Source organism: Exiguobacterium sp. EF_C8 (assembly GCF_054956715.1).
Genome location: NZ_CM143264.1, coordinates 139,738 through 166,041, shown reverse-complemented (window position 1 = coordinate 166,041; position 26,304 = coordinate 139,738). Strand labels below are relative to the sequence as shown.

The 26,304-nt window shown below is 48.6% G+C and carries 24 protein-coding genes, 2 rRNA genes and 2 other annotated features; all 26 genes read right to left on the bottom strand.

Annotation, left to right across the window (positions count from 1 at the left end; genetic code table 11):
• Positions 1–4: 4 nt before the first annotated feature.
• On the bottom strand, positions 5–3,562 hold the full coding sequence (gene rpoB / locus ACY2IG_RS00900; protein WP_035399374.1) for a DNA-directed RNA polymerase subunit beta: 3,558 nt from the start codon (positions 3,560–3,562) through the stop codon (positions 5–7).
• 231 nt (positions 3,563–3,793) lie between these two features.
• Positions 3,794–4,390 (bottom strand): class I SAM-dependent methyltransferase, encoded by a 597-nt coding sequence (locus ACY2IG_RS00895; protein ID WP_035413150.1) that lies wholly within the window; start codon positions 4,388–4,390, stop codon positions 3,794–3,796.
• Positions 4,391–4,472: 82 nt separating this feature from the next.
• Positions 4,473–4,841 carry a 50S ribosomal protein L7/L12 gene (gene rplL / locus ACY2IG_RS00890; RefSeq protein WP_462618251.1) on the bottom strand — a complete coding sequence of 123 codons (369 nt, stop codon included), beginning with the start codon at positions 4,839–4,841 and terminating at the stop codon, positions 4,473–4,475.
• Between the two features lie 76 nt (positions 4,842–4,917).
• Positions 4,918–5,424, bottom strand: a complete 507-nt coding sequence (gene rplJ / locus ACY2IG_RS00885) for a 50S ribosomal protein L10 (protein ID WP_023466611.1) — start codon at positions 5,422–5,424, stop codon at positions 4,918–4,920.
• Between the two features lie 50 nt (positions 5,425–5,474).
• Positions 5,475–5,626, bottom strand: a sequence feature (ribosomal protein L10 leader region).
• A gap of 55 nt (positions 5,627–5,681) precedes the next feature.
• A complete protein-coding gene (gene rplA, locus ACY2IG_RS00880; protein ID WP_064300983.1) occupies positions 5,682–6,368 on the bottom strand; it encodes a 50S ribosomal protein L1 in 687 nt (228 codons plus the stop codon).
• A gap of 117 nt (positions 6,369–6,485) precedes the next feature.
• Entirely contained in the window at positions 6,486–6,911 is a 426-nt protein-coding gene (gene rplK / locus ACY2IG_RS00875) for a 50S ribosomal protein L11 (RefSeq protein ID WP_023466609.1), read from the bottom strand.
• Positions 6,912–7,060: 149 nt separating this feature from the next.
• Complete coding sequence (nusG, locus tag ACY2IG_RS00870) at positions 7,061–7,612, bottom strand: transcription termination/antitermination protein NusG (RefSeq protein WP_023466607.1); 552 nt, start codon at positions 7,610–7,612, stop codon at positions 7,061–7,063.
• A gap of 19 nt (positions 7,613–7,631) precedes the next feature.
• Complete coding sequence (secE, locus tag ACY2IG_RS00865; protein ID WP_023466605.1) at positions 7,632–7,802, bottom strand: preprotein translocase subunit SecE; 171 nt, start codon at positions 7,800–7,802, stop codon at positions 7,632–7,634.
• A gap of 44 nt (positions 7,803–7,846) precedes the next feature.
• A complete protein-coding gene (rpmG, locus tag ACY2IG_RS00860) occupies positions 7,847–7,993 on the bottom strand; it encodes a 50S ribosomal protein L33 (protein ID WP_023466603.1) in 147 nt (48 codons plus the stop codon).
• A gap of 156 nt (positions 7,994–8,149) precedes the next feature.
• Positions 8,150–8,791 (bottom strand): RNA polymerase sporulation sigma factor SigH, encoded by a 642-nt coding sequence (gene sigH, locus ACY2IG_RS00855; RefSeq protein WP_035413147.1) that lies wholly within the window; start codon positions 8,789–8,791, stop codon positions 8,150–8,152.
• A gap of 185 nt (positions 8,792–8,976) precedes the next feature.
• Positions 8,977–9,507 (bottom strand): NYN domain-containing protein, encoded by a 531-nt coding sequence (locus ACY2IG_RS00850; protein ID WP_035413144.1) that lies wholly within the window; start codon positions 9,505–9,507, stop codon positions 8,977–8,979.
• The gene (gene rlmB, locus ACY2IG_RS00845; RefSeq protein ID WP_369792041.1) at positions 9,504–10,187 is read right to left on the bottom strand and encodes a 23S rRNA (guanosine(2251)-2'-O)-methyltransferase RlmB; all 684 of its coding nucleotides are present in this window, start codon (positions 10,185–10,187) and stop codon (positions 9,504–9,506) included. Before rlmB ends, ACY2IG_RS00850 begins: the two co-directional genes overlap by 4 nt.
• Positions 10,188–10,353: 166 nt before the next feature.
• Positions 10,354–10,758 (bottom strand): Mini-ribonuclease 3, encoded by a 405-nt coding sequence (locus ACY2IG_RS00840; RefSeq protein WP_023466600.1) that lies wholly within the window; start codon positions 10,756–10,758, stop codon positions 10,354–10,356.
• Positions 10,755–12,152: a cysteine--tRNA ligase gene (cysS, locus tag ACY2IG_RS00835; protein WP_035413137.1), complete on the bottom strand. Its 1,398-nt coding sequence runs from the start codon at positions 12,150–12,152 to the stop codon at positions 10,755–10,757. The genes ACY2IG_RS00840 and cysS overlap by 4 nt, the downstream gene beginning before the upstream one ends.
• A complete protein-coding gene (gene epsC / locus ACY2IG_RS00830) occupies positions 12,106–12,825 on the bottom strand; it encodes a serine O-acetyltransferase EpsC (RefSeq protein ID WP_313489801.1) in 720 nt (239 codons plus the stop codon). The genes cysS and epsC overlap by 47 nt, the downstream gene beginning before the upstream one ends.
• A 9-nt stretch (positions 12,826–12,834) precedes the next feature.
• Positions 12,835–13,057 (bottom strand) — a binding site (T-box leader).
• Positions 13,057–14,505, bottom strand: a complete 1,449-nt coding sequence (gltX, locus tag ACY2IG_RS00825) for a glutamate--tRNA ligase (protein WP_290774586.1) — start codon at positions 14,503–14,505, stop codon at positions 13,057–13,059. Its footprint overlaps the feature before it by 1 nt.
• A gap of 43 nt (positions 14,506–14,548) precedes the next feature.
• Positions 14,549–15,031 (bottom strand): 2-C-methyl-D-erythritol 2,4-cyclodiphosphate synthase, encoded by a 483-nt coding sequence (gene ispF / locus ACY2IG_RS00820; protein ID WP_029343079.1) that lies wholly within the window; start codon positions 15,029–15,031, stop codon positions 14,549–14,551.
• Positions 15,032–15,033: 2 nt separating this feature from the next.
• Positions 15,034–15,717, bottom strand: a complete 684-nt coding sequence (gene ispD / locus ACY2IG_RS00815) for a 2-C-methyl-D-erythritol 4-phosphate cytidylyltransferase (protein WP_035413128.1) — start codon at positions 15,715–15,717, stop codon at positions 15,034–15,036.
• Positions 15,718–15,848: 131 nt separating this feature from the next.
• Positions 15,849–16,934 (bottom strand): PIN/TRAM domain-containing protein, encoded by a 1,086-nt coding sequence (locus ACY2IG_RS00810; RefSeq protein WP_290754263.1) that lies wholly within the window; start codon positions 16,932–16,934, stop codon positions 15,849–15,851.
• Positions 16,935–17,061: 127 nt separating this feature from the next.
• Positions 17,062–18,438: a DNA repair protein RadA gene (gene radA / locus ACY2IG_RS00805; protein ID WP_029343076.1), complete on the bottom strand. Its 1,377-nt coding sequence runs from the start codon at positions 18,436–18,438 to the stop codon at positions 17,062–17,064.
• 75 nt (positions 18,439–18,513) lie between these two features.
• Positions 18,514–20,961, bottom strand: coding sequence for an ATP-dependent protease ATP-binding subunit ClpC (gene clpC, locus ACY2IG_RS00800; RefSeq protein ID WP_035413120.1), 2,448 nt, complete (start codon positions 20,959–20,961; stop codon positions 18,514–18,516).
• Positions 20,961–22,034: an ATP--guanido phosphotransferase gene (locus tag ACY2IG_RS00795; RefSeq protein ID WP_426272579.1), complete on the bottom strand. Its 1,074-nt coding sequence runs from the start codon at positions 22,032–22,034 to the stop codon at positions 20,961–20,963. Before ACY2IG_RS00795 ends, clpC begins: the two co-directional genes overlap by 1 nt.
• Positions 22,027–22,455 carry a hypothetical protein gene (locus ACY2IG_RS00790; RefSeq protein WP_462618250.1) on the bottom strand — a complete coding sequence of 143 codons (429 nt, stop codon included), beginning with the start codon at positions 22,453–22,455 and terminating at the stop codon, positions 22,027–22,029. The genes ACY2IG_RS00795 and ACY2IG_RS00790 overlap by 8 nt, the downstream gene beginning before the upstream one ends.
• A gap of 25 nt (positions 22,456–22,480) precedes the next feature.
• Positions 22,481–22,936 carry a CtsR family transcriptional regulator gene (locus ACY2IG_RS00785; RefSeq protein ID WP_308102484.1) on the bottom strand — a complete coding sequence of 152 codons (456 nt, stop codon included), beginning with the start codon at positions 22,934–22,936 and terminating at the stop codon, positions 22,481–22,483.
• A gap of 131 nt (positions 22,937–23,067) precedes the next feature.
• Positions 23,068–23,183: ribosomal RNA gene (gene rrf, locus ACY2IG_RS00780) — 5S ribosomal RNA — on the bottom strand.
• A 47-nt stretch (positions 23,184–23,230) separates the two neighbouring features.
• Positions 23,231–26,144, bottom strand: a 23S ribosomal RNA gene (locus ACY2IG_RS00775).
• Positions 26,145–26,304: the final 160 nt, after the last annotated feature.

The following is a 26,304-nucleotide window of genomic DNA, read 5'->3' as shown; positions in this document are numbered from 1 at the left end:
TCGCTTATTCCTCTTCAGTAACAACTGGTGCGACAGGCGCTTGAACTTCTTCGAGTGCTGGAGTCGCGTTCGGGATATTGTCCTCGTCTTCGTCGCGCATTTCGATCTCTTCATCATCAGCAGACATCATCTTAACGTCCATACCGAGGGATTGAAGCTCTTTAATGAGGACTCGGAACGATTCCGGTACGCCCGGTTGTGGTACATTCTCACCTTTGACGATTGCTTCGTACGCTTTGACACGACCGATCGTGTCATCCGACTTGATTGTAAGGATTTCTTGGAGCGTGTAGGCTGCGCCATATGCTTCAAGTGCCCATACTTCCATCTCACCGAAACGCTGACCACCGAACTGGGCTTTACCACCAAGCGGTTGTTGTGTAACGAGTGAGTATGGTCCTGTCGAACGTGCGTGAAGTTTATCATCGACCATGTGAGCAAGTTTAATCATATACATGACACCGACAGAGATACGGTTATCGAACGCTTCACCCGAACGACCATCATAAAGGACAGTCTTCGCGTCGCGATCCATACCTGCTTCTTCAATCGTTGCCCAAACATCTTCCTCACGCGCACCATCGAATACTGGTGATGCGACTTTAATGCCGAGTTGACGTGCTGCCATCCCGAGGTGAAGCTCGAGCAACTGCCCGATGTTCATCCGTGATGGAACCCCAAGTGGGTTCAACATGATGTCAATTGGCGTACCGTCTGGCATGTACGGCATGTCTTCTTCTGGAAGGATACGTGAGATAACACCTTTGTTACCGTGACGACCCGCCATTTTATCACCCTCGTGAATCTTACGCTTCTGAACGATGTAAGCACGGATCAACTGGTTGACACCAGGTGAGAGCTCGTCCCCATTATCGCGGTCGAAGATTTTGACATCGAGAATGATTCCATCACCACCGTGTGGAACACGGAGAGATGTATCACGGACTTCACGTGCTTTTTCACCGAAGATTGCATGAAGAAGACGTTCTTCCGCTGTCAATTCCGTTACACCCTTCGGCGTAACTTTACCGACGAGGATATCGCCGTCCTTGACTTCCGCACCGACGCGGATGATTCCGCGATCGTCGAGGTTTTTCAAGGCATCATCACCGACATTCGGAATATCACGTGTGATTTCTTCCGGTCCGAGTTTCGTATCACGCGACTCACATTCGTATTCTTCGATGTGGATCGATGTGTAGACGTCGTCTTTGACAAGACGTTCACTCATGATGACAGCATCCTCATAGTTGTAACCATCCCATGTCATGAAACCGACGAGTACGTTACGACCAAGCGCAAGTTCCCCACCGTCCATCGATGGACCATCTGCAAGGATCTCGCCTTTATCGACTGGGTCGCCTGCTTTGATGATTGGTTTTTGGTTATAACACGTTCCTTGGTTAGAACGGATGAATTTTTGAATCTTGTAACGGTCGAGTTCACCTTCGACGATGTTGCCATCGACTTCCGTCGTACGACGGACAAGGATTTCACGCGCCGTAACGCGCTCAGCGATCCCTGCGTGCTTCGCAACAACAGCGGCTCCTGAGTCTTTTGCAGACACGTACTCCATACCTGTACCGACAATCGGAGATTCCGGGTTCAGAAGTGGGACGGCCTGACGTTGCATGTTCGCTCCCATGAGGGCACGGTTCGAGTCATCGTTCTCAAGGAACGGGATACAAGCCGTTGCGGCAGATACAACCTGCTTCGGTGAAACGTCCATATAATCGACACGTGCTGGTTCAACAGACAAGTTTTGTCCACGGAAACGTGAAAGGACGTGTGAATCTTGGAACGTCTTCTCTTCCGTCAACAACATGTTTGCCTGTGCGACGACGTAGAGATCCTCTTCGTCTGCAGTCATGTAATGGATTTCATCTGTGACGACGCCCGTTTCCGGATCGACACGACGATATGGTGCTTCGATGAAGCCGTACTCATTGACCTTCGCGTACGAAGACAACGAGTTGATCAAACCGATGTTTGGTCCCTCTGGCGTTTCGATCGGACACATACGGGAATAGTGCGAGTAGTGTACGTCACGAACTTCGAAACCAGCGCGCTCACGTGTCAAACCACCGGGTCCGAGTGCTGAAAGACGACGTTTGTGCGTCAATTCTGCAAGCGGGTTCGTTTGGTCCATGAACTGAGACAACTGCGAGCTACCGAAGAACTCTTTAATCGATGCGATAACTGGACGAATGTTGATCAATGCCTGTGGCGTGATCGCATTCTGATCCTGAATCGACATCCGTTCTTTAACGACACGTTCCATCCGCGAGAGACCGATCCGGAATTGATTCTGGAGCAGCTCACCGACTGAACGGAGACGACGGTTACCGAGGTGATCGATATCGTCTGTCGTACCGACTTCATGCAACAAGTTGAAGAAGTAGTTGATCGCAGCAATCATGTCAGCAGGCGTGATGTGCTTGATGTCACGATCGATGTTACCGTTACCGATGATATTGATGATGCGTTCACCTTCAGCATCGTCCGGTGCGAACACCTTGATTGACTGTAAGTTGAAAGCCTCACCCTGCGTCACGCCGCCTGTAGGCGTCGCTTCGATGTAACCAACGGATCCTTCGAGGAATGGAAGGACTTTATCGAGCATACGACGATCAAGGACCGTTCCTGCTTCCGCGATGACTTCACCTGTCTCTGGGTCAACGAGCGTTTCCGCAAGTTTCTGACCGAAAAGACGGTTCTTAAGATGAAGCTTTTTATTGATTTTATAACGACCAACGTTTGCCAAATCATAACGTTTCGGGTCAAAGAAGCGCGACACGAGTAACGCTTTTGCGTTTTCGACTGTCGGCGGCTCTCCCGGACGTAGACGCTCATAAATCTCGATGAGGGCTTTTTCCGTTGATTCCGTATTATCTTTTTCAAGTGAATTCCGGAGGTACTCATCATCACCGAGAAGATCGATGATTTCCTGATCCGTACCGAAACCAAGAGCACGTAAAAGAACCGTTACTGGAATCTTACGCGTGCGATCAATGCGAACATAAACGATGTCTTTCGCGTCTGTCTCGAGCTCGAGCCATGCACCACGGTTTGGGATGACTGTCGCGGAGAACCCACGCTTACCGTTCTTATCTAACTTATTGTTGTAATAAACACTTGGCGAACGAACAAGCTGCGAAACGATTACGCGTTCCGCTCCATTGATGATGAATGTTCCCGACTCCGTCATAAGCGGGAAGTCACCCATGAAGACTTCTTGTTCTTTCAATTCACCCGTCTCTTTATTTTGAAGACGGACTTTAACGCGTAGTGGTGCCGAATAGGTCACGTCGCGCTCTTTCGATTCATCGATCGAATACTTCGGCTCTCCGAGCGAGTAGTCGATGAATTCTAATACGAGATTCCCTGTGAAATCGGAAATCGGCGAAATGTCATGAAACATTTCACGAAGACCTTCCCGCAGGAACCACTCATACGAATTCGTTTGAATCTCGATTAAGTTTGGAAGTTCCAATACTTCGCTGATACGTGCATAGCTTCTTCTCTGACGGTGACGACCGTACTGAACAAGTTGACCAGTCAACTGATTCACCTCTCAGACCCACTTCTTCTTATAGAGAAGGACGGGTGTAATATCGAACATTGAAGCCATTTTTTGATTGATAAGCGCAAAAAAGCGACGTCTTGTCTACTCAATCATCTGTAGTCGAGAACGCCAGCTGCTTTCAAACATCTTATCCAAAAATCACTCCAATGGCATTTTATAATACTATCATAGACACAACATGAGGTCAACGACAAATCCTTCGATTTGTCAAGACCGAATTGATTTAAATATCGAGTACCCTTTATCACGGGTAACTGTCTCACACATACCGAATACTTCTTCCATCAACTTCTTCGCAGATGGTCCACCTTGTTTCTTTTGAATGACGACCCAAAGTTCGCCGCCAACGATGAGATGATCATATGCTTCTCGGAGAATACGATGAACGACCGTTTTTCCTGCCCGAATCGGTGGATTCGTCACGATCGCTGCGAATGTCGATTCGCCTACCCCATCATACCCGTCACTCACACCGGTCGTCACGGAAACACCGTTCGCGCGCGCATTGTCTGCCGCTAGTTCGAGCGCCCGTTCATTGACATCGATCAAGTGTGCCGGACGTCCTGTCGACTTCGAGAGCGCAATGCCCATCGGTCCATATCCACAGCCGACATCTAAAATGTCTCCAGCTACAGCCGGTTCCGTGAATGCCTCAATCAACAGACGTGAACCAAAATCGATTCCGTTCTTTGAAAAGACACCGTGATCCGATGTAAAGCGGAGCGTTTGACCACGCAGGACATATTCCCACGTCTTCGGATCTCGTTTCGATGAAGGGTCATTCGTATAATAATGATCCGCCATGTTTCCTTCCCCTCTCATGTAAAAGATGAAAACAAAAGAAGCTCGCAATGCGAGCTTCTCTTGTTTCTACGGAAGAAGAAAATTACTTAACTTCTACAGTAGCGCCAGCTTCTTCAAGCTTAGCTTTCATTGCTTCAGCGTCTTCTTTCGAAACGCCTTCTTTAACTGGTGCTGGAGTTCCGTCTACGAGAGCTTTCGCTTCTTTAAGACCGAGACCAGTCAATTCGCGAACTGCTTTGATGACGTTGATTTTACCAGATCCAGCGTTAGTAAGGATAACGTCGAATTCAGTTTGCTCTTCAGCTGCTGCGCCTGCGCCAGCACCTGCAACTGCTACTGGAGCTGCTGCTGATACGCCGAATTCTTCTTCGATTGTTTTTACGAGTTCGTTAAGTTCAAGAACAGTCATGCTCTTGAGGTCTTCGATAAATTGCTCTTTGTTGAAAGCCATTATGGTTTTCCTCCTTTGATTTAGCCCACGTTGGGGTGTGAAAATTGTGTTGGTTGCCTATCCCGCTAAGCAGAAATTAAGCAGATTGTTCTTCTTTTTGCTCTGCGATTGCGTTCGTTGCCACCGCGAGTCCACGGATTGGCGCTTGAAGCACGCTGAGGAGCATCGAAAGGAGACCTTCGCGCGATGGAAGTTCCGCAAGGGCTTTGACATCTTCTACTGAAGTGACTTTGCCTTCGATGATACCACCTTTAAGTTCGAGAGCCTTGTGCGTTTTAGCGAAGTCGTTCAAGATCTTAGCTGGCGCGATAACGTCTTCATTGCTGAAGGCGATCGCACTAGGACCTGTGAAGACTTCATCAAGACCTTCGAGGTTGCTTTGAACTGCCGCGCGGCGGAGGAGACCGTTTTTGTAAACTTTGAATTCAACGCCCGCTTCGCGGAGTTGTTTACGAAGTTCAGTGACTTCTTCTACTGTGAGACCACGGTAGTCGACGACAACTGTTCCTGCGCTCGCTTGGAGTTTCTCAGCGATCTCAGATACGAGATCCGCTTTGACAGCGATAACTTTTTCGTTTGCCATTTCTGTTGCACCTCCTGGTAGATGAAATGTACCGGTGCGAGGGGCTGCTCGATTTCAAATAAAAAGCCTCCGTCTGCAGAGCAGAGGAGGCGTAATCGTCAAAAAGGATACCTGAACAAACAGGCTCTCTGAGCAAGAACACCTCGGAAGGATTTATGCCCATATGAGCACCTTCTGTCTACGGTATGTCGAAATATATCAACGTTTTATACTGTAACAGCGTTCTTAGAACGTTGTCAAGTTCGTTTTAGACGAAATTATTTCGCGAAGTCAGCTGAAGATACTTTTACACCAGGACCCATTGTAGAAGCGATCGCGATGTTCTTAAGGTATACACCTTTAGCAGTAGCAGGCTTAACTTTTACGAGAGTTTCGATAACTGTGTTGATGTTATCAACGAGTTTCTCGTTATCGAATGATTTTTTACCGACAGGAACGTGGATGTTACCTGATTTGTCGACACGGTACTCAACTTTACCAGCTTTGATATCGTTGATTGCTTTTGTGACGTCAAATGTAACTGTACCTGTTTTCGGGTTTGGCATGAGGCCTTTTGGTCCGAGAACGCGACCAAGTTTACCAACTTCACCCATCATGTCTGGTGTCGCGACGATAACGTCGAAGTCGAACCATCCTTGTTGGATTTTGTTGATGTACTCAGCATCACCAGCGTAATCTGCTCCAGCAGCTTCCGCTTCTTTTAATTTCTCACCTTTCGCGAAGACGAGAACTTTTTGTGTTTTACCAGTACCGTGTGGCAATACGACTGCTCCACGGATTTGTTGGTCTGCTTTCTTCGGATCTACTCCGAGACGAACAGCCAATTCGATAGTCTCATCGAATTTCGCAGTTGCAGATTTTTTAGTCAAATCTACAGCTTCTGCGAGTTCGTATGAAACCGTACGATCGATAAGCTTAGCAGCTTCTTTGTACTTCTTACCCATTTTAGGTTCCTCCTTTGTGGTTGTGCGGAAAATCCTCCCACATAATGAAAGGGTAGCAGGCTTCAAGAAACTATCCGCCTGCGACCCTCATCGTTGTTCATGGTAATCAAAAAGACATTAGTCTTCGATTACGATACCCATAGAACGTGCAGTACCTTCAACCATCAACATTGCTGTTTCAACAGATGATGCGTTAAGGTCTGGCATTTTTGTTTCAGCGATTTCACGAACTTTGTCACGTTTGACTGTCGCTACTTTCTTACGGTTCGGTTCACCTGAACCACTCTCAATTCCAGCTGCTTTCTTCAAGAGAACTGCTGCTGGAGGAGTTTTAGTGATGAATGTGAATGAACGATCTTCAAAAACCGTGATGACTACAGGGATAATCAAGCCGGCTTGGTCTTGTGTACGAGCGTTGAACTCTTTACAGAAGCCCATGATGTTCACACCTGCTTGACCGAGTGCCGGTCCAACTGGTGGAGCTGGGTTTGCTTTGCCCGCAGGAATTTGAAGTTTTACGAGTTTCATAACCTTCTTCGCCACGAGACACACCTCCTTAATTCTTTAATGTGGTTTAATTGGACGTTGCGCGTCCTCCCACTCATTCTATTCGACGAGTTATTTATCGAAATAAGCACAACATCAAACACGAAAAATTGTATCATTAAAACAAAACATTCGCAATAGGAAACTTAATCGATTTTATCGACCTGTGCGAAATCAAGCTCGACCTTCGTTTCGCGACCGAACATATCAACAGAGACTTTCATTTTCTCAGCATCTGTATCAAGCTCCTCGATCGTACCTTCGAGATTTTCGAAAGCTCCTTCTTTGATTCGGACGATTTGTCCGAGTGAGAAGTCGTAACGGCTCTTCAGATCGACAAGACCCATTGATCCAAGGATATTTTCTGCTTCTTCCGGAAGAAGTGGGGTTGGTTTTGAACCGCCGCCGACTGATCCGAGGAAGCCCGTGACGTTCGGAGTATTCCGGACGACATACCAGGAATCATCCGTCATGACCATCTCAACGAGGACATACCCCGGGAAGATCTTGACTTCACGTTCCTTGATTTTCGTTTCTCCCTTTTTGTTCGTTACTTCTTCTTGTACCGTTTCAATCGGAACGAGTACACGGAAGATTTTTTCGTCCATGTTCATGGATTCAATTCGACGTTCAAGGTTCGCCTTGACGTTATTTTCGAATCCGGAATACGTTTGGACGACAAACCATTGTTTCTCCATGGTAGGCCACCTCTTCTTTTTACTTAATCAACCAGCTCATCAATGCGCTAAGCCCTGAATCGACGCCGAAGATGAAGACACCCATGAAGATCACCATACCGATGACCGTCAATGTGTATTTCGTCAGCTCTTTCCGTTTTGGCCAGCTCGTCTTTTTCAATTCATTCCATACGTCACGCAAAAATTTCATCGTACTTTCCCTCCAGGATGTAATAAATCGGGACAGATGAAGCTTTATTTCGCTTCTTTATGAATCGTATGCGCGTTACAACGACGGCAGAATTTCTTCAATTCCAAGCGGACAGTGACGTCCTCTTTTTTCATCGTCGTATAGTCGCGGGCACCGCAATTATCACAAGCAAGGCCTACTTTCTTCGCCATCTCAAAGTCCTCCTTCTTTGCCACTCTTCTCTTCTGTTGAGGTACTTTCCTTCCGAAAAAGAGCGTAAAAAAAAAACGCCTATGAGCGGCGTCTCGCTAGTAAGGCGCTAGTTATACAGTAGCATAGGAAGGGATTACGGTCAATCTACCTCTCTGTTAGACCGTCATCTTTCGTGCTTCGAGATAACGCTCAAGCTTGCGCTTGACGCGTTGCAAGGCATTGTCGATCGATTTGACATGACGATCGAGGTCGTCAGAGATTTCCTGATACGTCCGTCCGTCAAGATAGAGCGCGAGGACTTTGCGTTCAAGGTCGCTTAAAATTTCATCCATCTTCGATTCAATGTCTGCATATTCTTCCCGGTTGACGATCAAGATTTGTGGGTCAGAAGGTGCTGTCGACGTAATGATATCGAGTAACGTCCGCTCCGATTCATCGTCATAGATCGGTTTATCGAGTGAGATGTAAGAGTTCAACGGGATATGTTTCTGACGTGTCGCCGTCTTGATCGCAGTGATCATCTGTCTCGTAATGCATAATTCGGCAAATCCTTTAAACGAGGCAAGCTTATCCGTTCGGTAATCTCGTACTGCTTTATAGAGACCAATCATTCCTTCTTGAATGATATCTTCTCGGTCTGCCCCGATCAAAAAATAAGAACGGGCTTTGGCGCGCACGAAATTTCGATACCGCTCGATCAAAAATTCGAGCGCATCGCTGTTGTCGAACTCTTTCGCTTGTTCTACAAGCGCTTCATCGGTCATGCACCCAAACTGGTCGAACGAAACCAAACTCATCTTGTATCCCTCCAAGCATCATTGACGAATAGTTCAATTGTTTTTAATTATACAATAATTACCTGTCGCACGACAATGAAAATTGGCATGACCTCTTTTGTTGTATCCAAAATGTATCTTTTCATAAAAAACACCGTTCTTCCAAAGTAGGAAAAACGGTGATCTGCTCATGCGAATGGTTTATATCATGTATCTGAATTCTTTCGACGACGGATCGCTTCTAAACGTGCGACGACGTCTTCTGGTAAATCAATCTTCGAGCGCGGTTGAGCCGTCGTCTTCGCAGACGTCGTCTGTTGTTTGATGACAGCGACTGCCGCTTTCCACTCTCGCCGGAGCTCTTGCGCCGATATGCGGAGTGCTCCGAGCGTGAAGATGACCCACTGCTCCGTATAATCATTCGTCGCTACCGTTAACTTGACTCGGATATCTTGTAGCCAATCAGCAGCTGTCTTTTCAATCCATTCATCCGCCGTTTCGTTCTCCCGTGTGTAGACGATATCAATCCCGCTTTTTTGCATCCGGGATTCACGTCCCGGTTGAAGATAGGCATCGAAGACGATCGTAACGCTGAGACCTGTGACAGCTTGGTATTCCGCCATCGCATGAATCAGCCGTTCCCGTGCCAATTCAAAATCTTGCTCCCGCAACGTCCGAAATTCTGGCCATGCGCCAATGATATTATAGCCATCTACGATGAGACGATCATATTTCATCGCGCATACGGCTTTCTAGTCCGGTAGACTTCATATAGTAATAACGAAGCAGCAACCGATGCGTTGAGCGATGTGACATGTCCCGCCATCGGGAGGTGGACGAGGAAATCACATTTCTCACGGACGAGCCGGCTCATTCCTTTTCCTTCACTTCCAATGACGATTCCGAGTGGCATCGTCCCATCAAGTGTCCGGTAGTCATCACTTTCGCGCGCATCCGTTCCGACGAACCAGATGCCTTGTTTCTTTAGATCCTCCATCGTCCGCGCAAGGTTCGTCACGCGAACGACAGGAATATGTTCGATCGCGCCTGTTGATGCCTTTGCGACGACTTGCGTCAATCCGACTGATCGACGCTTCGGAATGATGATCCCGTGTGCCCCGACAGCATCTGCTGTCCGCAAGATTGATCCGAGATTATGTGGATCCTCCAGTTCATCGAGTAGGATCAAGAGCGGTGTTTCGTCCTTTTGACGCGCGAGCTCAAAGATGTCTTCCATCTCAGCGTACTCATACGCTGCTACCGCTGCGACGACACCTTGGTGATTTTCCGTTCCGGCTAAACCGGTTAACCGTGAACGCGGTACGAGCTGGATTTGAATCCCTGCTTCCTGCGCCATCGCGTGGATGACGGCAAGTGGTCCTTTTTGTTGTCCTTCCTGCAGAAACAGCTTGTTCATCTCTCGTCCGCTCCGTAATGCTTCTAGAACCGGATTTCGACCCGACAAGAAATCTTGTCCTTCTTCGAGCGGTTCGATCGCGATGGGCTGTTCCTTGACCGGAGCGGCTTTTCGTTTCTCTTGTGCTGGACGTTGTGCCTTCGTTTTCGGCTTCATACCGGTAGCCTTAGGATTCGTCTGTTTTTTCGGCTTCGAGTAGTTCGAACGCTTGTCCGATGAGTTCTTCAAGGCGATCCCCTCCTTCTGAAAGATAAATATAACCGAGCAATGCTTCAAATGCTGTCGCGTAGCGATACGTATGGACGTCCGTGCTCTTCGGGACAGAACCGGATTTTGCGTTCTTCCCGCGCCGGACGACCGCTGCCTCTTCTTCCGTCAACGCATCCGTGTTCAACCAGTGCGTCACGACCGTCGCTTGTGCTTGTGCCCGAACGTACCGGACAGCTGCTTTATGCAACTCGCCCGGCTTCACATAACCTTGTTCGAGCAATCGCTCCCGCACACGAATCTCATAGACGACATCGCCCATGTACGCTAACGCGAGTGCATTCAGTTGTTTGTAGTTCTTCATCCGCGCTTCCACCGCATCCCTTGCGCTGTGTCTTCCAGCAAGATACCTTGATCACGTAGCTGATCGCGGATTGCGTCCGCTCGTGCGAAGTCACGATTTTGACGGGCTGTGTTCCGCTCTTCGATCAACTGTTCGACTTCTTCATCGAGTAAGCCTTTATCAACTGTCAACGTCACACCTAGGACGCCTGATAATTCCGAGAAGAGTGCGAGGAACTGTTCGAGCACCTGTTTCGATACATGCGCTTCTCCAAGGTATAGGTTGGCTTCTTTTGAGAGATCAAACAAATCCGTCACCGCGTTCGCTGTATTGAAATCATCATCCATCGATGTGATGAAGTGTTCCTTGATTGCCGCTAGACGATTCAACCACTTCTCGTCACCTGTTCCGAGATCAGCCGTCATGTCAAGTCGGTGTTCAATGTTTGCGACCGACTCCCGGATCCGTGCGAGACCATTCGCTGCTTGGTCGATCAGTTCACGACTGTAGTTGATCGGGTGACGATACTGAACCGACAACATGAAGAATCGTAACACCATCGGATCAACCGCTTGGATTGCTTCATGAACCGTCAAGAAGTTACCGAGCGACTTCGACATCTTCTCATTTTCGATGTTCAAGAACCCATTATGCATCCAGTAGTTTGCGAACTTCTGAGAATTGCATGCTTCCGACTGAGCGATCTCATTCTCATGGTGCGGGAACTTCAAGTCTTGTCCACCGGCATGGATATCGATCGTCTCTCCGAGGTATTTCTTCGCCATCGCCGAGCACTCGATGTGCCAGCCTGGTCGCCCTTCGCCCCACGGACTCGTCCATGCCGGCTCGCCTGGTTTTGCTGCTTTCCAGAGCACGAAATCAAGCGGATCTTCTTTTTTCTCTCCGACTTCGATTCGTGCACCTGCACGCAACTCGTCGATTGACTGTTGGCTTAATTGTCCGTAATCCTTGAAACTACGCGTCCGGAAGTAGACATCTCCGCTTGAAGCGTAGGCATTGCCTTTTTCAACAAGGACTTCGATGAATGCGATGATATCGTCCATCGTTTCCGTGACGAGTGGATGGATGTCCGCTTTTTGGACATTTAAAGCACCCGTATCCGCGTGATACGCTTCAATGAAACGTTTCGTCAACGCATGATAATCTTCTCCCAGTTCGTTTGCTGTCCGGATGATCTTATCGTCGACGTCCGTGAAGTTCGAGACGTATTTGACCTCATATCCGCGGTATGTGAAGTAGCGACGGACTGTATCGAAGACGATCGCTGGACGTGCATTGCCGATATGAATGTAGTTGTACACAGTTGGACCACAGACATACATCTTGACCTTTCCTTCTTCTAATGGTTTAAATGGTTCCTTTTTTCCGGTCATGCTGTTGTACAGTTGAATCATGACGTCGCCCTCCTTTAATCCGTTCAATTTCTTGTTTTAATACTTCTAGTTCCATTTCAATCCGCTCTTGGCATTCGCTGACCGGATCCGGGAAACGATGATCAAGTGGTGCTTCGACCTTCATGCCGTCTTGAATGACGACACGTCCCGGAATGCCGACGACGGTCGCATTTGGAGGAACGTGTTTTAAGACAACGGAACTAGCACCAATTTTCGAGTATGCCCCGATTGTGATATCTCCAAGAACACGAGCACCGGCAGAGACAAGTACGCCGTCTTCAATCGTCGGATGACGCTTTCCTGTTTCTTTCCCCGTTCCGCCGAGTGTCACGCCTTGAAATAACGTGACGTCATCACCAATGATCGTCGTCTCACCAATGACGACACCCATCCCGTGGTCAATAAAGAATCGGCGTCCAATCGTCGCTCCTGGATGAATCTCGATTCCTGTCAAAAAGCGACTGAACTGCGAAATCAATCGACCGAGTAAGCGAAACTTCGCGTTCCAGAGCCGATGGGCCAGGCGATGCATCCAAATCGCATGTAAGCCCGGGTATGTCAAAATGACTTCTAACGTGCTGCGGGCAGCTGGATCTTGCTCAAACACATTGCGGATATCTTCTCGCATCCGTGCCATATACGTTCTCCTCTCCATAAGAAAAAGCGCCTCTATGCATTGCTGCACAGAGACGCTAACGAAGCGCGGTCCCACTCTGTTTGGACGATTGACTGACTCGTCCCTCTCGACGTCCGTTAACGCCGGAGATACGTCTGCGCCTACTCTCACGGATTTCGGGCAGCACTCAGAGGGGCATTTCATGATTCGCTTCTTCAAGCCCTCGCACCATTCGAGCTTGTCTCTGGAGAAGAAGACGCATCGTTACTTTCCTCGTCTACGCTTTCGTTATTCTGCTTCAAGCCGTGCAAGCACACGGTCTTTTCCTAGTAATTGAATCGTGTTCGGGAGTTCTGGACCATGCGTCTGTCCTGTCGTCGCAACACGAATTGGCATGAACAAGTTTTTTCCTTTTTGACCAGTCGCTTTTTGCGTCGCTTTGATCGATGCTTTGATTGCTTCTGGTGTCCACTCTTCGAGAGCGCGTAACTGGTTCGCGAATTCTGCAAGTACAGTCGGAACCGTCTCGCCACTCAAGACAGTGTTTGCCTCTTCATCATACACCACTTCATCCTCAAAGAACATCTCTGAAAGCTTGACGATTTCCGCGCCATGCGTCATCTGTTCGCGGTATAGCGCGACAAGATCACGTGCCCAAGCGAGCTCTTCTTCTGAAGGTGACGCTTCGACGCGACCTGCTTCTTGTAGGAACGGAAGACTTGCTTCGAATACTTCTTCGAACGATTGATGTTTCATATACTGACTGTTGATCCAAGCCAATTTGTTTTGGTCAAAGACAGCCGGACTCTTCGAGAGACGATCCGCATCAAAGATCTTGATTAACTCTTCTTTTGTGAAGATTTCCTCTTCGCCGACAGGTGACCAGCCGAGAAGCGTGATGAAGTTGAGTAATGCTTCCGGGAGATAACCGAGCTCTTTATACTGCTCGATGTACTGAATGATCGAGTGATCACGCTTCGAGAGTTTCTTGTGTGCTTCATTGACAATCAATGTCATGTGACCAAACGTCGGGTATTCCCAACCGAACGCATCATAGATCATCATCTGTTTCGGTGTGTTCGAAATATGATCATCTCCACGAAGAACATGACTGATCGCCATCAAGTGATCGTCGATGACGACAGCAAAGTTATACGTCGGAATGCCGTCTTTTTTAACGATGACCCAGTCACCGAAGTCTTTTGATTCGAACGAGACGTCGTCTTTGACGATATCATTCCATGTATACGTGACATCTTCCGGTACACGAATCCGAATCGATGGCGTGCGACCTTCTGAGCGGAACGCTTCTTCTTGTTCTGCTGTCAGGTTACGGTGTGCCCCTGAATAACGTGGTGCTTCTCCGCGTGCGATTTGCGCTTCGCGTTCTGCTTCGAGCTCTTCCGATGTCATGTAGCAACGGTAAGCGAGTCCCTTTTCAAGTAACTCATCCGTATACTTTTGATAGATATCAAGACGCTCCATTTGTGAATAAGGACCGTACTCACCACCGCGACCTGGACCTTCGTCCCAATCGACACCGAGCCACTCGAGATTCTTCATTTGACTCTCGACACCACCTGCAATGTTCCGCTTTTGGTCCGTATCCTCGATTCGTAATACCATCTTGCCGCCTAAATGGCGTGCAAACAGATAGTTAAATAATGCAGTCCGGGCATTCCCGATATGCAAGTGTCCTGTTGGACTTGGGGCATAACGTACTCGTACTTCTGCCATTGCCAATCACTCCTTCGACTAAAATTCGCTTATCTAGTATACCTTATTCTTCGATTCGTTTCAGTAGAATCACTGCTTGACAAGCGATTCCCTCTTCTCGTCCCGTAAAACCTAACCATTCCGTTGTCGTTGCCTTGACATTGATCTGTTCAATGTCCGCTTCGAGTAATTCTGCGATCCGAGCGCGCATCGTGTCGATGTACGGACGAAGCTTTGGTGCCTGTGCGATGACTGTCGCATCTAGGTTGCCAAGCTCATATCCTTGTTGTTTAACGAGCGCGTAGACATGCTGCAGTAATTTTGCTGAATCCGCATCCTTGAATTCCGGATCCGTATCCGGAAAATGTTTTCCGATATCCCCCGCTGCAATCGCACCAAGTGCTGCGTCGGCAATCGTATGTAACAAAACGTCTGCATCCGAATGACCGAGCAATCCTTTCGTATGCGGAATCTCAATGCCGCCTAAAATCAATTTCCGATCCTCTGCAAAGGCATGTACATCAAAACCTTGTCCAATTCGAATCATCGTCATTTCCCTCGTTTCATTAGAATTGCTTCACCGAACCATAGATCGTCCGGTGTCGTCATCTTGATATTTTCGTAGTGACCGTGGACGATCGTTACTTTTCCTCCGTCCCATTCTATCAAACTTGCATCATCGGTTCCTAGGTATTTTGTTGCCGCTTTTTCATGAACCGTGCGAATCGTTGCAAGATCAAATGCTTGTGGTGTCTGGGCTGCCATCAAGTGTTCTCGCGGAACGGTCTCACTGATGTGATTCGCTTCGATCCGTTTGACGGTGTCTTTGATCGGTACGGCGAGAATCGCTGCTTGATCCAACACTGCCGCCTGGACGACCGCATGAATCGCTTCTTGTGAAATGAACGGTCGAGCCCCATCATGAATCAGGACGATCCCTTCGCCTTCTAATGCCTCAAGACCACGGAGAACACTTTCTTGACGTTCGGCACCACCCGCAACCAGTTTGATGGCTGTCGCATAGGACGAAGTGACGTGCGTAAACCAGTCTTTCTCCATTGGATTGATCGCAAGAACGATTTCCGCACATGCCGGGTCCGCCTCGAAGACATCTAGTGTCCAAGCGATGATTGGACGGTCTCTTAGTTCAAGCATCAATTTATTACGATCTGCGCCCATCCGCTTACCGGCACCGGCAGCGGGGATGACGACGCGATATGTGGCTGTAGACATCTCATTCCCTCTTTTCTATCTCACTGATCATCGTGATCCATTCCATCACACCGAAAACGGACTCGATCATGAAATCGAATCCGTTGCGGGTCTATCTGAATGCCTCTCGATATCTCTCTAGGCATAGTGTCTCATTTTTCCTGTGGTTTCGCAAAAATCATTCGTCCAGCTGACGTCTGTAAGACACTCGTGACGACGACGCCAATCGTTTTCGAGATCAGGTGTTTTCCACCTTCGACGACGACCATCGTTCCATCTTCGAGATAGGCGATCCCTTGCTTTTGTTCTTTCCCTTCCTTGATGACAAGGACGGTCATTTCTTCTCCTGGAATGACGACTTGTTTGACCGCATTCGCCAGGTCATTGATGTTAAGGACAGGAACATGTCGGACTTCACAGACTTTGTTTAAGTTATAGTCGTTCGTGACGACGATTCCTTTAACGAGTTCCGCAAGTTTGATCAATTTGATGTCGACTTCCGGTACATCCTCGAAGTCGCCATCATAAATTTCGACCTCGACTCCAGGGATCTCTTGTAATTCTTTTAAGACATCGAGCCCGCGGCGTCCACGGTTTCGTTTCAACGTATCAGAAGAATCCGCGATGTACTGCAACTCACCGATGACGAATTGCGGAACGATCAGTTTCCCTTCGACGAAGCCTGTTTTCGTGATATCTGTGATTCGTCCGTCGATGATGACGCTCGTATCGAGCACTTTACTATTCGACTTTGCTGGAACGACGACTTCAGGTGCCGTCTTTTTTTCACTTTGGTTGCTACGTAAGAAGATTTTCGTCAATTCATGACGTTTTCGATACCCGACCGTAAAGCCGAGATATCCGAATAACGCGGTCACGAAGATCGTTAAGACATTACTGAGGACAGGAATCCCAACTAAGTCGATTAACGTACTGACGAGAAATGCTAATACTAATCCGATCAACAAACCAAACGTACCAAAAAAGAGATCTGCTACTGGGGCTTTGACGAGTCGTTCTTCTAAAAATCGGAGAAGTCGAATTACCGAATCCGTAATGAATAATCCAATTAATAAGAATATGAGTGCACCAATCGTTCCAGTTACGTATTCGCTCATCAACCATGCCGGGAAAGTCGTACTTGTCGCTGTTTCAATCAATTGGAAAAACTGAGGAAGCAACAAGATCCCAAGGGCAAGTCCGAGTAATGCAAAAAATACCCGTATGACGATTTTCAATCTCCTCACCTCCTTTGCCTATTTTAAGTTCATTGTAACATGTACTGAATTGAACTACCTACGCCGGAAGGAGGGGAAACTGTTTACATATCCATTACAGTTCCCCCATTTTTTACGTCATTCCAGCTTAAAACGGAATTGTTTCGCGTAATGCTTCGTCCACGCTCTCGACACCGACGACCGTAATCCCGTCCGGATACGTCCAGCCTCCTAAGTTATTTTTCGGAATGATCGCTCGTGTAAAACCAAGTTTGGCTGCTTCTGCTACACGTTGCTCAATGCGCGATACACGACGAACTTCTCCCGTCAACCCGACCTCACCAATCACGACATCCGTCGGACGCGTCGGTTTGTCACGGAAACTAGAGGCAATGGCAACACAGACGGCTAAGTCGATCGCTGGTTCATCGAGCTTCACACCACCCGCTGCCTTGAGATAGGCATCTTGTGTTTGTAAGAGAAGACCCGATCGTTTCTCAAGAACGGCCATCAATAACGCTACTTTATTTTGATCGATTCCGGTCGCCATCCGTCTAGGATTCCCAAATGACGTCGGTGAAATCAATGCTTGCAGTTCGACGAGGACGGTTCGTGTCCCTTCCATTGAAGCAACGATCGTTGAACCGGATACGCCGGATGTCCGCTCTTCGAGGAAAATTTCTGACGGATTTAAGACCTCTTCAAGACCAGACTCCCGCATCTCAAAAATTCCGATCTCATTCGTTGAACCAAATCGATTTTTAACAGCACGCAGAATTCGAAACGTATGGTGACGTTCGCCTTCGAAATACAAGACAGCATCCACCATGTGCTCAAGTAAACGTGGTCCAGCAATCGAACCCTGTTTTGTAACGTGACCAACGATGAAGATCGCAATACCACGACTCTTTGCAATTTTCATCAGCATCGCCGTACATTCACGTACCTGTGTTACACTCCCGGGTGCGGACTGAATTTCATCAATGTAGACGGTTTGAATCGAGTCGATGATTAAAAACCGTGGCTGTTCTTCATCAACGACACGTTCAATCATGTTCATGTCCGTTTCACTGAGGACGAACAAATCCTGTGTCGGCAATCCAAGCCGTTCCGCGCGCAATTTGGTTTGTTTAAGCGATTCTTCCCCTGAGATGTAGAGCACTTTTTCACCACGTTGGGCAAGCCGTGCACTCGTCTGCAGTAAGATCGTCGACTTCCCGATCCCCGGGTCTCCTCCAACAAGCACCATCGAACCTGGAACGATGCCGCCTCCGAGGACACGGTCGAATTCACCACTTCCGGTAAAGACACGACTCTCTTCTTGCGAGACGATATTCGCGAGGCGTTCAGGCTTTAATTGTTTTGTCGTCGTATGAACAAAAGCGGCACCGCGCCGTCCTTTTTTTTCTTCGACGACTTCTTCGACCATCGTGTTCCATTCTCCGCATCCAGAACAACGTCCCATCCATTTCGGTGATTCAGTTCCACAGCTTTGGCAAACGAATTTTGTTTTTAACTTAGCCAATCGATTCATCCTTTCTGTTTCAAAAAAAGACCAGCTTCGCTCAGAAAGTGCGAAAGCTGGCCCTGTGCTCAGTGCTTATTCCGTTGCGGCAGAACTCACGTGATTCCGGCGAACGATGAATTCGTTCTCTTCGACATCAAGCGCAACATGCTCTCCTTTTTGAATATCACCTGCGAGCAATGCTTCTGACAACCGGTCTTCCGCTTCCCGTTGAAGGGCACGACGGATTGGACGTGCGCCGTACTCTGGATCGTATCCGATATCGGCGATCTTCGAGAGGGCAGCTGGTGTCAATTCGAAATGAATTTCCTGTTCAGCCAAACGTTTTTCAAGGGTTTTCGCCATCAACTTCACGATCTCTTCGATATGTTGTTTCTCGAGTGAATGGAAGACGATCGTTTCATCAATCCGGTTCAAGAACTCTGGACGGAAGGCCCGTTTGAGTTCTTCCATGACTTTATCTTTCATGTCTTTATATTCGCGATCCGTATCTTCAGAAACAGCGAAGCCGACATATTTATTACGTTTAAGGGCACTTGCACCGACGTTCGACGTCATGACGATGATCGTGTTACGGAAATCAACCGTGCGACCTTTCGAGTCTGTTAGGCGCCCATCATCGAGTACCTGCAAGAGAATGTTGAAGACTTCTGGGTGCGCCTTCTCGATTTCATCAAGTAAGATGACTGAGTATGGTTTCCGGCGAACTTTTTCAGTCAATTGACCGCCCTCTTCGTAACCGACATATCCTGGAGGTGAACCAACGAGACGACTCGTTGCATGTTTCTCCATGTACTCTGACATGTCGATCCGGATGATTGCATCCTCATCACCGAACATTGCTTCGGCAACCGCACGTGCGAGTTCTGTCTTACCAACCCCAGTAGGACCGAGGAAAATGAACGAACCGATCGGACGTTTTGGATCTTTCAGTCCAGCACGTGCGCGACGGATCGCTTTTGAAATCGATTTAACGGCTTCATTTTGACCGATGACACGATCGTGAAGGATTTCTTCGAGACGAAGGAGACGATCCGTCTCTTCTTCCGCGATCTTCGTGACCGGTACACCTGTCCAGTTGGCAACAACTTGTGCGATATCATCTTTTGTGACTTCAAGTTTTTCGTTGCCTTGTTTATTCTGCCATTCCTCTTTCAAACGCTCAAGTTCATCACGTAGTTTTTGTTCCGTATCGCGGAGGCTTGCTGCTTTTTCAAACTCTTGACTTTGGACAGCTTCATCTTTGTCCTTACGGATGCCTTCGAGTTTTGCTTCAACTTCTTTTAAGTTCGGTGGTGCTGTATACGAACGCAACCGAACTTTTGATGCCGCTTCATCGATCAAGTCAATCGCTTTATCCGGAAGGAACCGATCCGAAATGTATCGATCCGACAAGGTGACGGCTTCTTGAATCGCTTCATCTGTGATCGTCACACGGTGGTGTGCTTCATAACGATCGCGAAGACCAAATAGGATTTGCGTCGCTTCATCCGTTGTTGGCTCTGCGACTTGGATCGGTTGGAAACGACGTTCGAGTGCCGCATCTTTTTCGATGTACTTCCGGTACTCATCAAGTGTCGTAGCTCCAATACACTGGAGTTCGCCTCGTGCGAGCGATGGTTTAAGGATGTTCGATGCATCGATCGCACCTTCTGCTCCACCTGCTCCAATCAATGTATGCAACTCATCGATGAAGAGAATGATGTTACCCGCTTGACGAATCTCATCCATGACCTTTTTCAAACGATCTTCGAACTCACCACGGTATTTCGTACCGGCGACGAGTGTTCCCATGTCGAGTACCATGACGCGTTTATTGCGTAACGTCTCCGGTACTTCATTGTTGATGATTTGTTGAGCAAGACCTTCGACGACAGCCGTTTTACCGACCCCTGGTTCCCCGATCAAGACTGGGTTATTCTTCGTCCGGCGGCTCAAGACTTCGATGACGCGTTGAATCTCTTTTGCGCGACCAATGACTGGGTCAAGACGTGTTTCACGCGCTTGTTGAGTCAAATCACGAGCAAGACCATCAAGCGTTGGTGTTGCGACACCTGAACCTGCTTGCGATGCGTTTGCTGTTGTTTCGCTGTTCCCAAGCAACTGGAGTACTTGCTGACGAGCTTTTGAAAGACTGATGCCTAAGTTATTTAAGACACGAGCAGCAACCCCTTCTCCTTCTCGAATCAATCCGAGCAAGAGGTGTTCTGTTCCGACGTAAGAGTGACCGAGTTTACGTGCCTCATCCATTGATAACTCGATGACTTTTTTCGCACGTGGTGTATAGTGAATCGTCGTTGCACCATCTTGTCCGCGACCGATCAATGCTTCGACTTCCATCTGAATTTTATCTGAACTGAGACCGAGTGCTGTTAAGGCTTTCGCAGCGATTCCGTCTCCTTCACGTACAAGTCCGAGTAAAATGTGTTCTGTTCCGATATTGTGGTGCCCCAACCGTACTGCTTCTTCTTGAGCAAGTGCCAATACACGTTGTGCACGTTCTGTAAATCGTCCAAACATCATTATGCAAAACCTCCTTGTGTGTGATCCCTGTTTGTCTGTTCGGTTAACATCGTCCGAATTCGTTTCGCCCGTTCGATGTCCCGTTCTCTAGATGTTAATTGTTTCCCGAAATGCTTTTGTAGAAAACCTGTTTGTAGCGAGACGAGCAGTTGATGAAATAGGTTTGGAGGTAGGTGGACCTCTAGTCCCAGACTATCTGCTAAGCGGACATCCGATAGCCGTTCCGTTGCTTCCCGCGCTGTAATCAGTCGAGCTGATGTCAGGATGCCATAGGAACGATATAGTCTGTCCTCTAGTTCTTCTTGATACATCTCCAATAATCCTTTTCGTGCTGCCTGTTCTGCTTCAATTAATGCTTCGACCGCAAATTGATAGTCCGTGATCAGCATATCCTCGCTTGCCCCAAGCGTCCGTTGGTTCGAAAGTTGGAACATGCGACCAGAAGCATCGCTTCCCTCACCGTAACGCCCACGAATCGCGAATCCTAACTGTCGTAAGTGTTTGATATAGCCTTGAATCTGATTCGTCAGGACTAGTCCCGGTAAGTGCAACATCACGGAAGCACGAAGACCTGTTCCGACATTGCTCGGACATGTCGTTAAATAACCAAGTGTATCATCAAAAGCAATCTTAAAGCGTTCGCTGATCAAGCGATCGACTTGTTTTGCGATCCGAAACGCCTCTTCGAGCTGGAGCCCCGGTAATAAGGTCTGGATCCGGAAATGATCTTCTTCGTTTACCATGACACTGATCTGCTCATCTTCACTAATGAAGAGTCCTGTCCGTGGATGACTCGCTAACGCCGGACTAATTAGATGCTTTTCTACTAAAGCGGTTCGGGTCAGGACATCCGCCTGATCGACACGACCAAATCGGAACCCTTTCATCCCATTTAGTTGGCGTTCCGTCTCTTCAATGAGTGCATTGGCTTGTGCTTCTGACAACATCGTTGAGAACGGATAACGTGTCGTATTGCGCGCCAAACGGACTCGTGTCGAAACGACGATGTCGTCAAAGGGAGAAGATTGATTCATCGATTCGCTTAAAGGGTGTTGAAGCAACTCTTCAAACATGACGCAAATCCTCCTCGACACTCTCAATCTGTTGTTTTATGACTTCTGCTTCTTCATAATCTTCTGCTAAGATTTTGCGGTTGAGTTGTTCTTTGAGTCGACTAAGTTGCTGGTTTAATCGTTTCTCCACGGATTCCTCATCAGGGCGTGAACCATAATGTTGCGTATGACCGTGTTGGAACTGACGAACCATGCCGTCGACTTCGTCTTTGAAAAATGAATAACAAGTCGGGCAACCGACTTTACGAAGATGAAGCAATTGTTGACGGGTCATACCACAAGACGGACATGCCGTCCCTTGATATTCACATGCTAACTCCCGTACACAAACCGAGCATAAGAACTTCTCATCGGTTTCTGACTCTTGTGGGAGTTTGACACGGACGATTGCTTCTCGTTCGCCACATCGTTGACAACGCATCGTGCATTCCTCCAATGTCCGACGACTAGAGTCGCTTCATGGTTTGAAGAAGCGTCCGCATCAAGTGGGCACGCATCCGGTGTTGATCTTCGACCGCCATTGGCAAACTCTCTTTTTGCAACAGCGATTGAATCAAAATAGCTTCCCGCCGCGTCAGTAATTGTTCGTTCATCAAACGAATCAAATAATCTTCTGCAGCTTGTTCCGTCAAATGATCACCGATCCATGAACTGACTTCGTCTAATAGATCGTGACTATCGAGCATAACGATTTTTTGAATCCGAATGTATCCACCACCGCCCCGCTTACTTTCAACAAAATAACCCTTTTCGACCGTAAAACGAGTATTAATGACGTAATTGATTTGTGATGGAACACAGTCAAAACGTTGTGCAATTTCTTGACGTTTGATTTCAATCGTCTTTTCGTCGTGTAAAATTTGCTTTAAATAGGCTTCGATGATATCTGTGATGTTTTGCATTGGCACCACCTCTCTGACCATCTTTGACTATTGTTTGATTTAATAGTAATCATCTAAAAAAAGAAATGCAACTGATAAGGCTTTTTAGAAAACACAAAAAGACCGACCTGCAATCTGCAGATCGGTCAAGTGCCTGGCAACGTCCTATCCTCACAGGGGGAAGCCCCCAACTACTTTCGGCGTTCAAGTGCTTAACTTCCGTGTTCGGCATGGGAACGGGTGTGACCACTTGGCTATCGTCACCAGACGATCGGGCTCGCGCCCTCAAAACTGAAGTCATCAACAAGCATCTGCTAGAACAAGGCCTCGACCGATTAGTATCACTCAGCTCCACATGTCGCCATGCTTCCACCCGTGACCTATCTACCTCATCGTCTCTGAGGGGTCTTTCTTGATTACTCAAAGGGAAATCTCATCTTGGAGGGGGCTTCATGCTTAGATGCTTTCAGCATTTATCCCGTCCGCACGTAGCTACCCAGCGATGCTCCTGGCGGAACAACTGGTACACCAGCGGTGCGTCCATCCCGGTCCTCTCGTACTAAGGACAGCTCTCCTCAAATTTCCTGCGCCCACGACGGATAGGGACCGAACTGTCTCACGACGTTCTGAACCCAGCTCGCGTACCGCTTTAATGGGCGAACAGCCCAACCCTTGGGACCTACTCCAGCCCCAGGATGCGATGAGCCGACATCGAGGTGCCAAACCTCCCCGTCGATGTGGACTCTTGGGGGAGATCAGCCTGTTATCCCCAGGGTAGCTTTTATCCGTTGAGCGATGGCCCTTCCATGCGGAACCACCGGATCACTAAGCCCGACTTTCGTCCCTGCTCGACTTGTAGGTCTCGCAGTCAAGCTCCCTTCTGCCTTTGCGCTCTACGAATGATTTCCAACCATTCTGAGGGAACCTTTGGGCGCCTCCGTTACTGTTTAGGAGGCGACCGCCCCAGTCAAACTACCCGCCTGACACGGTCCTCCAGCCGGATCACGGCTGCGAGTTAGAGACTCTATGCATGAAGGGCGGTATCCCAAGGGTGACTCCTCCGAAGCTGGCGCTCCGGGCTCGACGTCTCCCGCCTATCCTGTACATCATGCACAAAGCCTCAATATCAGGCTGTAGTAAAGCTCCATGGGGTCTTTCCGTCCTGTCGCGGGTAACCTGCATCTTCACAGGTACTATGATTTCACCGGGTCTCTCGTTGAGACAGTGCCCAAATCGTTACGCCTTTCGTGCGGGTCGGAACTTACCCGACAAGGAATTTCGCTACCTTAGGACCGTTATAGTTACGGCCGCCGTTTACTGGGGCTTCGGTTCAAAGCTTCGCTTGCGCTAACCCATCCCCTTAACCTTCCAGCACCGGGCAGGCGTCAGCCCCTATACGTCATCTTGCGATTTAGCAGAGACCTGTGTTTTTGCTAAACAGTCGTTTGGGCCTATTCACTGCGGCTCTACATGTGTAGAGCGTCCCTTCTCCCGAAGTTACGGGACCATTTTGCCGAGTTCCTTAACGAGAGTTATCCCGCGCGTCTTAGAATTCTCATCTCGCCTACCTGTGTCGGTTTACGGTACTGGCGCCTTCCCCCTCACTAGAGGCTTTTCTTGGCAGTGTGAAATCGTGACCTACGTCCCTACGGGACTCCGCGTCGTTCCTTGACTGTGATGCCTGACGGATTTGCCAATCAGACGGTCTTGAAACTTGCACATGCACTTCCATCCGCATGCGTCACTATCCTCCTGCGTCCCCCCATTGTTCAAACGGTGGATCGGCGGTACAGGAATATCAACCTGTTATCCATCGCCTACGCCTTTCGGCCTCGGCTTAGGTCCAGACTAACCCTGAGCGGACGAGCCTTCCTCAGGAAACCTTGGGCTTTCGACGGAGGGGATTCTCACCCCTCTTTTCGCTACTCACACCGGCATTCTCACTTCCAAACGCTCCACTGCTCCTTCCGGTACAGCTTCACAGCGGTTTGGAACGCTCCCCTACCATTCCTTACGGAATCCGCAGCTTCGGTGGTATGTTTAGCCCCGTTACATTTTCGGCGCGGCGCCACTCGACTAGTGAGCTATTACGCACTCTTTGAATGGTGGCTGCTTCTAAGCCAACATCCTAGCTGTCTAGGCAGCGCCACATCCTTTTCCACTTAACATACACTTGGGGACCTTAGCTGGCGGTCTGGGCTGTTTCCCTCTTGACTACGGATCTTATCACTCGCAGTCTGACTCCCGAGTATAAGTTGCTGGCATTCGGAGTTTAACTGAATTCGGTAACCCTGTGGGGGCCCCTAGTCCAATCAGTGCTCTACCTCCAGAACTCTCAACCTCGAGGCTAGCCCTAAAGCTATTTCGGGGAGAACCAGCTATCTCCAGGTTCGATTGGCATTTCACCGCTACCCACACCTCATCCCCGCACTTTTCAACGTGCGTGGGTTCGGACCTCCAGTCAGTGTTACCTGACCTTCATCCTGGACATGGGTAGATCACCTGGTTTCGGGTCTACGACAACGCACTGAACGCCCTGTTCAGACTCGCTTTCGCTACGGCTCCGCCTCATCGGCTTAACCTCGCGCGTTATCGTAACTCGCCGGTTCATTCTACAAAAGGCACGCCATCACCCGTTAACGGGCTCTGACTACTTGTAGGCATACGGTTTCAGGATCTATTTCACTCCCCTTCCGGGGTGCTTTTCACCTTTCCCTCACGGTACTGGTTCACTATCGGTCACTAGGGAGTATTTAGCCTTGGGAGATGGTCCTCCCGGATTCCGACGGGGTTTCACGTGTCCCGCCGTACTCAGGATCCACTCTGGAGGGAAAACAGTTTCAGCTACAGGGCTGTCACCTTCTTCGGCCGACCTTTCCAGGTCCTTCACCTACTGTCTTCCTTTTTGACTCCGTATAGAGTGTCCTACAACCCCGAAGAGCATGCTCTTCGGTTTGGGCTGTTCCCGTTTCGCTCGCCGCTACTCAGGGAATCGCATTTGCTTTCTCTTCCTCCGGGTACTTAGATGTTTCAGTTCCCCGGGTCTGCCTCACGCTACACTATGTATTCATGTAACATGTCCCATCCCATTACAGATGGTGGGTTCCCCCATTCGGAAATCTTCGGATCAAAGCATACTTACTGCTCCCCGAAGCATATCGCTGTTCGTCGCGTCCTTCATCGGCTCCTAGTGCCAAGGCATCCACCGTACGCCCTTCATACCTTGATCTAGCGTTGGTATTCTAAGAACACACGTCTTAAATGACATGGTTAATTAAAAGTTTGATGTCTTGTTGATGTCTTCAGTTTTCAAGGTGCGAGTGTCTCTTGCGAGACTGAGAGACGAGCTCTCAAAACTGAACGATGGGCATGTCCCGTAAGGGACGTTT

Excerpts from the sequence above, each read along its gene's own strand:
- ACY2IG_RS00895 (WP_035413150.1), bottom strand. The coding sequence starts at position 4,390 with ATGGCGGATCATTATTATACGAATGACCCTTCATCGAAACGAGATCCG.
- rplL (WP_462618251.1), bottom strand. The coding sequence starts at position 4,841 with ATGGCTTTCAACAAAGAGCAATTTATCGAAGACCTCAAGAGCATGACT.
- rplJ (WP_023466611.1), bottom strand. The coding sequence starts at position 5,424 with ATGGCAAACGAAAAAGTTATCGCTGTCAAAGCGGATCTCGTATCTGAG.
- rplA (WP_064300983.1), bottom strand. The coding sequence starts at position 6,368 with ATGGGTAAGAAGTACAAAGAAGCTGCTAAGCTTATCGATCGTACGGTT.
- nusG (WP_023466607.1), bottom strand. The coding sequence starts at position 7,612 with ATGGAGAAACAATGGTTTGTCGTCCAAACGTATTCCGGATTCGAAAAT.
- secE (WP_023466605.1), bottom strand. The coding sequence starts at position 7,802 with ATGAAATTTTTGCGTGACGTATGGAATGAATTGAAAAAGACGAGCTGG.
- rpmG (WP_023466603.1), bottom strand. The coding sequence starts at position 7,993 with ATGGCGAAGAAAGTAGGCCTTGCTTGTGATAATTGCGGTGCCCGCGAC.
- sigH (WP_035413147.1), bottom strand. The coding sequence starts at position 8,791 with ATGAGTTTGGTTTCGTTCGACCAGTTTGGGTGCATGACCGATGAAGCG.
- ACY2IG_RS00850 (WP_035413144.1), bottom strand. The coding sequence starts at position 9,507 with ATGAAATATGATCGTCTCATCGTAGATGGCTATAATATCATTGGCGCA.
- rlmB (WP_369792041.1), bottom strand. The coding sequence starts at position 10,187 with ATGAACAAGCTGTTTCTGCAGGAAGGACAACAAAAAGGACCACTTGCC.
- ACY2IG_RS00840 (WP_023466600.1), bottom strand. The coding sequence starts at position 10,758 with ATGAAGAACTACAAACAACTGAATGCACTCGCGTTAGCGTACATGGGC.
- cysS (WP_035413137.1), bottom strand. The coding sequence starts at position 12,152 with ATGATTCAACTGTACAACAGCATGACCGGAAAAAAGGAACCATTTAAA.
- gltX (WP_290774586.1), bottom strand. The coding sequence starts at position 14,505 with ATGGCAGAAGTACGAGTACGTTATGCCCCAAGTCCAACAGGACACTTG.
- ispF (WP_029343079.1), bottom strand. The coding sequence starts at position 15,031 with ATGATTCGAATTGGACAAGGTTTTGATGTACATGCCTTTGCAGAGGAT.
- ispD (WP_035413128.1), bottom strand. The coding sequence starts at position 15,717 with ATGTCTACAGCCACATATCGCGTCGTCATCCCCGCTGCCGGTGCCGGT.
- clpC (WP_035413120.1), bottom strand. The coding sequence starts at position 20,961 with ATGATGTTTGGACGATTTACAGAACGTGCACAACGTGTATTGGCACTT.
- ACY2IG_RS00795 (WP_426272579.1), bottom strand. The coding sequence starts at position 22,034 with ATGTTTGAAGAGTTGCTTCAACACCCTTTAAGCGAATCGATGAATCAA.
- ACY2IG_RS00790 (WP_462618250.1), bottom strand. The coding sequence starts at position 22,455 with ATGCGTTGTCAACGATGTGGCGAACGAGAAGCAATCGTCCGTGTCAAA.
- ACY2IG_RS00785 (WP_308102484.1), bottom strand. The coding sequence starts at position 22,936 with ATGCAAAACATCACAGATATCATCGAAGCCTATTTAAAGCAAATTTTA.